The sequence below is a fragment of the Winogradskyella sp. genome, from assembly GCF_016744625.1.
Taxonomy (GTDB): domain Bacteria; phylum Bacteroidota; class Bacteroidia; order Flavobacteriales; family Flavobacteriaceae; genus Winogradskyella.
In genome coordinates this window covers 24,304-30,451 of record NZ_JADGDZ010000037.1, presented here as the reverse complement: position 1 = coordinate 30,451, position 6,148 = coordinate 24,304, and the positions used below count along the sequence as shown (strand labels likewise).

At 31.9% G+C, this 6,148-nt stretch carries 8 protein-coding genes; 5 read left to right on the top strand and 3 right to left on the bottom strand.

Going from position 1 to position 6,148, the window contains the following annotated elements; translation table 11 throughout:
- Both QZZ53_RS09425 and QZZ53_RS09420 read left to right on the top strand, forming a co-directional pair.
- A partial coding sequence (locus tag QZZ53_RS09425; RefSeq protein WP_296383931.1) for a hypothetical protein occupies positions 1-227 on the top strand: 227 nt, incomplete at its 5' end.
- Positions 228-233: 6 nt separating this feature from the next.
- Complete coding sequence (locus tag QZZ53_RS09420; protein ID WP_296383929.1) at positions 234-1,022, top strand: glutamate dehydrogenase; 789 nt, start codon at positions 234-236, stop codon at positions 1,020-1,022.
- Between the two features lie 79 nt (positions 1,023-1,101).
- Here QZZ53_RS09420 and QZZ53_RS09415 read toward each other — a convergent pair whose 3' ends face one another.
- The gene (locus tag QZZ53_RS09415; RefSeq protein ID WP_296383927.1) at positions 1,102-2,241 is read right to left on the bottom strand and encodes a cystathionine gamma-synthase; all 1,140 of its coding nucleotides are present in this window, start codon (positions 2,239-2,241) and stop codon (positions 1,102-1,104) included.
- Positions 2,242-2,401: 160 nt separating this feature from the next.
- Between QZZ53_RS09415 and QZZ53_RS09410 the strand changes: the two genes are divergently transcribed.
- Positions 2,402-3,121, top strand: coding sequence for a DUF3298 and DUF4163 domain-containing protein (locus QZZ53_RS09410; protein ID WP_296383925.1), 720 nt, complete (start codon positions 2,402-2,404; stop codon positions 3,119-3,121).
- Here the strand turns inward: QZZ53_RS09410 and QZZ53_RS09405 are convergent.
- Positions 3,118-4,365 carry a sodium:proton antiporter gene (locus tag QZZ53_RS09405; RefSeq protein WP_296383923.1) on the bottom strand — a complete coding sequence of 416 codons (1,248 nt, stop codon included), beginning with the start codon at positions 4,363-4,365 and terminating at the stop codon, positions 3,118-3,120. The two genes, QZZ53_RS09410 and QZZ53_RS09405, sit on opposite strands and share 4 nt — an antisense overlap.
- 4 nt (positions 4,366-4,369) lie before the next feature.
- Positions 4,370-4,825 (bottom strand): DinB family protein, encoded by a 456-nt coding sequence (locus tag QZZ53_RS09400; RefSeq protein WP_296383920.1) that lies wholly within the window; start codon positions 4,823-4,825, stop codon positions 4,370-4,372.
- A gap of 83 nt (positions 4,826-4,908) precedes the next feature.
- On the opposite strand from QZZ53_RS09400, the gene QZZ53_RS09395 reads away from it, so the two are divergent.
- Together QZZ53_RS09395 and QZZ53_RS09390 are read left to right on the top strand one after the other, a co-directional pair.
- The gene (locus tag QZZ53_RS09395; RefSeq protein ID WP_296383918.1) at positions 4,909-5,265 is read left to right on the top strand and encodes an ArsC/Spx/MgsR family protein; all 357 of its coding nucleotides are present in this window, start codon (positions 4,909-4,911) and stop codon (positions 5,263-5,265) included.
- A complete protein-coding gene (locus QZZ53_RS09390; protein ID WP_296383916.1) occupies positions 5,255-6,148 on the top strand; it encodes a DMT family transporter in 894 nt (297 codons plus the stop codon). Before QZZ53_RS09395 ends, QZZ53_RS09390 begins: the two co-directional genes overlap by 11 nt.

Sequence of the window (6,148 nt, the reverse complement as noted above, 5' to 3'; positions counted from 1 at the left end):
GTGATAAGGGGTATATATTGAAACATTTGGCAATAAAAAAATATTTTACTTCATTTACAACAGATAGTTTAGAAATGGAAAAAAACTTATCTGATGAAAAAATGGAAGAGTTAGATAAAGAGCTTCGTAAATTATTTGAAAAATATAATAAAAAGTGCATTTTATCCGTTTTACTTGGTAGTTCGTCGAGTTTTTATATATTTGTTCGGCAAGAGTCTCAATTTTAGATTTATATGATCAGAAACATAAAAAAACTATTCCTTCCATTTGCATTGCTTTTATTTATGCAATTGAGCTATGCTCAATTAGGGTTTTCTCACGAAATAGGCGTTATTGCTGGCCCTATTGCCTATCAATCGGATTTTGGTATCCGTTATGATTTTGAAACAAATTCTGGAAATACAGGCTTTGGAATTGGGATTGTTCATTACATCAACTTTGCTTATCGCGCCGATTGTAACTGTTATACAACTGACACTTATTTTAACGACCATTTTAAATTACGAAGTGAAATAGCTTGGAATAAAACAACACTTAACCATTTCGGAAAGTGGGTAGATCCAAGTAGAACTAGTGATGACGCTGATCGATTAAGAGCACATTCTGGCGAGGCTCAAAATTGGGATATTGGAATGCAATTAGAATTTTTCCCAAGAAGTATTAGGGCTTTTTCTGCCGGAGCTTATTCTTTTGCTCCATTCGCAAGCTTAGGCACACATTATGTATCTTATAACCCAAGTGTAACGACTACCTATGGTGACACAAATATCGAAAATACTAACAACTTTTACTCAAGGTGGGAACCAGGTTCTGTAAGTGACCAAAGTGGATCTACATGGTCAGTGGTTTCTAGTATAGGGACAAGGTATAAGCTCACTATCCTTTCTGACTTAATGGTTGACCTAAGGTTTCAATATTTCTTTAGCAATGCAACTGACGGACTTGATCATCAGTTAGCATCAAATAAATCTAATGATTGGCTCGTGTGGTTAAACTTTGGGTACATTTATTACCTCGACTAAAACCTTAAAATAATAATAGTATACAAAAAAGACCAAATCACAAGATTTGGCCTTTTTTGTTATTTAGGATTTATATTAGTTACCCTATTGCTTGTTTTAAATCTGCAATTAAATCGTCTTTATCTTCAATACCAACGCTTAATCTAATTAAAGAATCTACAACACCTGTTCTTTCTCGCTCTTCCTTAGGAATACTTGCGTGCGTCATACTTGCAGGATGACCTGCTAATGACTCAACTCCTCCAAGAGATTCTGCTAGTGTGAATATTTTTAAGTTTTCAACAATTTTAATAGCTTCTTTATAATTATTTCTTCTCGTTGTAAATGATACCATACCTCCAAAATCATTCATCTGAGATTTTGCGATCTCGTGATTTGGATGATCTTTAAGACCTGGCCAATACACATTTTTAATTTTTGGGTGATTCTCTAAATATTCTGCAACAGCTTTTCCGTTTTCACAATGACGTTGCATACGTATATGTAAAGTTTTTATCCCTCTTAAAGCTAAAAATGAATCTTGTGGACCACAAATTGCACCACTAGCATTTTGAATAAAACATAAACGATCTGCTAAATCCTTATCTTTTACAATCAAAGCTCCCATTACCAAATCACTATGACCTCCAAGATACTTTGTAGCAGAATGCATTACTATATCAGCGCCTAAATCTAAAGGTCGTTGTAAATAAGGAGTAGCAAAAGTATTGTCTACAGCTAGCAATACCTTGTGTTTCTTTGCAATTTTAGCTGTTGTTAAAATGTCAATGATATTCATCATTGGATTAGTTGGTGTCTCTACCCAAATCAACTTAGTGTTAACATTAATATAATCTTCAATACGCTCTGCATTTTTCATACCAATGAAATGAAACTTTATCCCAAAGTCTTCATATATTTTAGTAAATAAACGGTAAGTCCCTCCATATAAATCATTAGTAGAAACCACCTCATCTCCAGCTTTCAATAGTTTTAGAATTGCATCAATTGCAGCCAAACCAGAACCAAATGCTAATCCATGATTTCCATTTTCTATACTCGCAAAAGCATTTTCTAAGGCATTTCTTGTTGGATTGTGTGTTCTAGAATATTCATACCCTTTATGACCACCAGGAGTCGTTTGTGCATAAGTTGAAGTTTGATAAATTGGCGGCATTACAGATCCGTATGCAGGATCGTGCTCTTGACCTCCATGTATTGTTTTTGTGTTGAATTTCATGTGTTGCTATTTATTATTTTTAACCGATCACATAGAACATCCTAAGTCATCAGCTTTACACCAAAGGTCATTTTAAGCACAACAAATTAAACCTATAATTCGTTCTATTCAAATCTATGCAATACCTTTATTGAATGTTTAACAAAATCTAATCTAAATATTGAAACAAGTATTCTCTTTTTTAGTTTTTTTAATGCTTTTGAATTCGTGTACTTCTGAATTTAAGCCTGCTACTTTTAAAACAACCTCGATTGACAATACATTTGAAGCCGATATTATGGTTTCTTATGATAAAGCAAAAGGGGGAAATGAGCTTAGTGAAGCTATTAACAGTAATATTGAAAGCACCATCATCAGCACTTTAAATTCATCTGAAAACAAGACGGATTTAAACACAGTCTTAAAAGATTTTAATTCAGAATACATCAGCTTTAAAAAAGATTTTCCAGAGGCTTCAGAACTTGTTTGGGAATTGAGTGTTGAAACCGAATTAACCTATCAATCTAAAGACGTTATTACCATAGCTATTAGCTCTTATGAATTTAAAGGTGGTGCACATGGCAACGATAAAATTGAGTTCCTAAATCTGAATGCTAAAACTGGAGAAATCCTAAATCAAAATGATATTATAGAGAGTGTAGATGATTTTAAAGCCTTAGCAAAAACTCATTTTATAAAATCCTTAGAAGTTGAAGAAGACAATTTAAAAATGGAAGACTTCTTTTTTGGAAAACCATTTCAACTACCAGAAAACATTGGCTTTAGCCAAGATGGTTTCGTTTTACTTTACAACGTTTACGAAGTTGCATCCTACAACCAAGGTTATACTGAATTTGTTATTCCGTTTGAAGACGTGGAATCTTATCTAAAAGTTAATTAATCCGCTTTTCTTGTTAATCGTTTTATAATTGGTTCTACTGTTAAACCTTGTCCTACAATAGATACAATAACAACTATATAAGTAATTACTAAGAACAATTCTCTATGCATTTCTTGAGTTAGACTCAGCGCTAAAGCAATAGAAATACCTCCTCGTAATCCTCCCCAAGTCATTATTAAATTTGTTTTTGGCACAAAGTCTAATCGCTTTGCAAAGAACTTAATAGGTAACCATAAAGAGATATAGCGACACATTAAAATTATCGGAATGGCTAAAAGTCCGGCATAAATATATTTTCCTTCTAAAGTTAAAACCAACATTTCCATACCAATCATTACAAACAAAATAGTATTTAAAAGGACATCTATAAGCTCCCAAAATTTATCAACATAAGCTTCTGTTGTTTCAGACATCGCTGAGTTTCTAACCGTATCATTACCAACAATAAGACCTGCTGTTACCATAGCTAAAGGCGCAGATAAATGAAATTTATGCGCTAGCATTGTTCCTCCCATTACAGTTGCAATAGTTAAAATCACTTCCACTTCGTAGTTATCTATAGATTTCATTAATCTATAAGTAATCCAACCAATTAATAATCCTAAAGCTACACCACCTATAACTTCTTGACCAAATAAGGTTGCGATTTCAGAAAACTCAATCGCAGCATTTGGCTTTGCAGCAATAGCAAAAATGGTTAAGAAAACTACAACTCCTACTCCATCATTAAATAATGATTCGCCAACAATTTTGGTTTCTAATTTTTTTGGAGCTCCTGCTTTTTTTAAAATCCCTAATACAGCTATTGGGTCTGTAGGAGATATTAAAGCACCAAATAATAAACAGTAAATGAATTCTATATTTAATTCCATCCATTGCAATACATAAAACATTACAATACCTACTAAAAATGTAGAAATCAAAACTCCTAATGTTGCGAAAGCTAAAATGGGTCCTCGTTGAATCTTTAACTGATTAAAGTTGGTGTGCAAAGCTCCTGCAAAAAGTAAAAAACTCAACATAATATCGAGCAAAACAGTTTCAAAATCAATGCTAGAAATAAATTCTTTTTCTCTTATAAGAAGAGTGTCATCGAACTGACCAATACCAATCAAAACTACAGTAAATACGATGGTTATTAACATTAAGCCAATTGTAATCGGAAGTTTTAAAAACTTGACATTTATATAACCAAAGATTGCTGATAGAACTATTAAAATTGTGGCGATTGAGTAATATTCCATTTATCTATAACGATTTTCTAAGTGCTAGAATATAACCTAAATGAATGCCTTCATGAAAATTATTGAATTCTATAGCTTCTTCAACATTGCTTAACGTACTTTTAGTACTGACTCTGTATTGATTATATGATTGAAAAATTTTATTGTCATAATCCTCCTTAGTTTTCTCAATCGTAGAAAACAATAACCCTTTTACAGTATCAACCTCTGCTTGAGATAAATCTCGCTCTGCCTTGGTTCCTTTTCTGTATGCTGTTATCATTTCTTCTGAGAGAAGCATTGGAAGTTCTGATAAATTGTATATTAATAGCTGCTGTGTAACAATTGTATGTACAATATTCCAAATGATATTATTATTGAATCCTTGAGGCACTTTATTTAATTCTTCTAAGGTGTGATTCTCAATAAAACTTTCTAATAGTTTTCTGTTTTTTATAGCTACATCAAATGCGTAATCCATAAGATTATATTTTTCTTAAATGTAATTAAAATTCGTATTAATTACGGTTACTTTGTGCTTTCAAAATTATATAGATTTCGGATATGAAAAAAATATATTATTTAAGTACTTGTAATACTTGTACAAGAATTATTACTGAGCTCAATTTGCCTGAAGGATTTATACTTCAAGATATAAAAACGGAACCGATGACTGAAGTTCAAATTCAGGGCATGAGAGATCTAACGGATAGTTACGAAAGTCTATTTAGTAAACGTGCAAGATTATATAAAGAGCTTGAATTAAAAGACAAATCACTTACAGAAGACGACTATAAAAACTACATTTTAGAACATTATACATTTCTAAAACGTCCAGTTATATTATTCAACAATAAGGTCTTTATAGGTAATTCTAAAAAAATAGTAGAAGCTGCAAAACAAACTATACATGAAAAGTAGGGGCTTCGCCATTTTCGCCCTTTTAATAGTCCAAATTTTATATGGCCTCAATTACACTTTTGCAAAAACGGTAATGAACGAAAATTTTGTAAAACCTTTTGCTCTAACGGTTTTAAGAGTTGGAGGAGCAGCTATATTATTTTGGTTATTTAGTTTATGGCTGCCAAAAGAAAAAGTAGAACGAAAAGACTATTTTAAATTTTTTATAGCTGCAGTTTGTGGCGTTTCAGTTAATATGTTATTCTTTATTAAAGGCGTAGAATTAACAACACCTATTCACGCATCTGCAATAATTACTACGAATCCGATACTTATCTTAATCTTGTCCTTACTCGTTTTAAAAGAAAGGATTACCATTTTAAAAATTATTGGTCTAACCTTAGCACTTTCTGGTGCTTTAGCGTTAACACTTTTTGGAGATTCTGATAGAGCTGGTGACAATATTTTGCTAGGTAATACTTTTATTTTTATAAATTCTATATTCTTTAGTATATATATAATTTTGATTAAACAACTAACTGCAAAATATCATCCTTTTACGTTTATAAAATGGTTGTTCTTATTCGGGTTTTTTATAGTATTACCTTTTGGTTATAACGAATTGCAGGAGGTACAATGGGAAACATTCACACCTAGTGCTACATTTGCTGTACTTTTCGTAGTTATTGGAGCAACATTCGGAACTTATCTACTTAATCCTTTAGCATTAAATAAACTCAAGGCTTCAACCGTTGGTGTATTTATATACTTGCAACCAGTAATTGCAGGTTTATTCGCTATTACTATGGGAGCAGATAGTATAGATGCCATAAAAGTCATTACTATGGTTCTTATATTTTCTGGTGTATATTTAGTCTCTCTTAAACCCAAAAAAGTCAACTAA

Excerpts from the sequence above, each read along its gene's own strand:
- QZZ53_RS09400 (WP_296383920.1), bottom strand. The coding sequence starts at position 4,825 with ATGGATTACGCATTTGATGTAGCTATAAAAAACAGAAAACTATTAGAA.
- QZZ53_RS09405 (WP_296383923.1), bottom strand. The coding sequence starts at position 4,365 with ATGGAATATTACTCAATCGCCACAATTTTAATAGTTCTATCAGCAATC.
- QZZ53_RS09420 (WP_296383929.1), top strand. The coding sequence starts at position 234 with ATGATCAGAAACATAAAAAAACTATTCCTTCCATTTGCATTGCTTTTA.
- QZZ53_RS09415 (WP_296383927.1), bottom strand. The coding sequence starts at position 2,241 with ATGAAATTCAACACAAAAACAATACATGGAGGTCAAGAGCACGATCCT.
- QZZ53_RS09390 (WP_296383916.1), top strand. The coding sequence starts at position 5,255 with ATGAAAAGTAGGGGCTTCGCCATTTTCGCCCTTTTAATAGTCCAAATT.
- QZZ53_RS09395 (WP_296383918.1), top strand. The coding sequence starts at position 4,909 with ATGAAAAAAATATATTATTTAAGTACTTGTAATACTTGTACAAGAATT.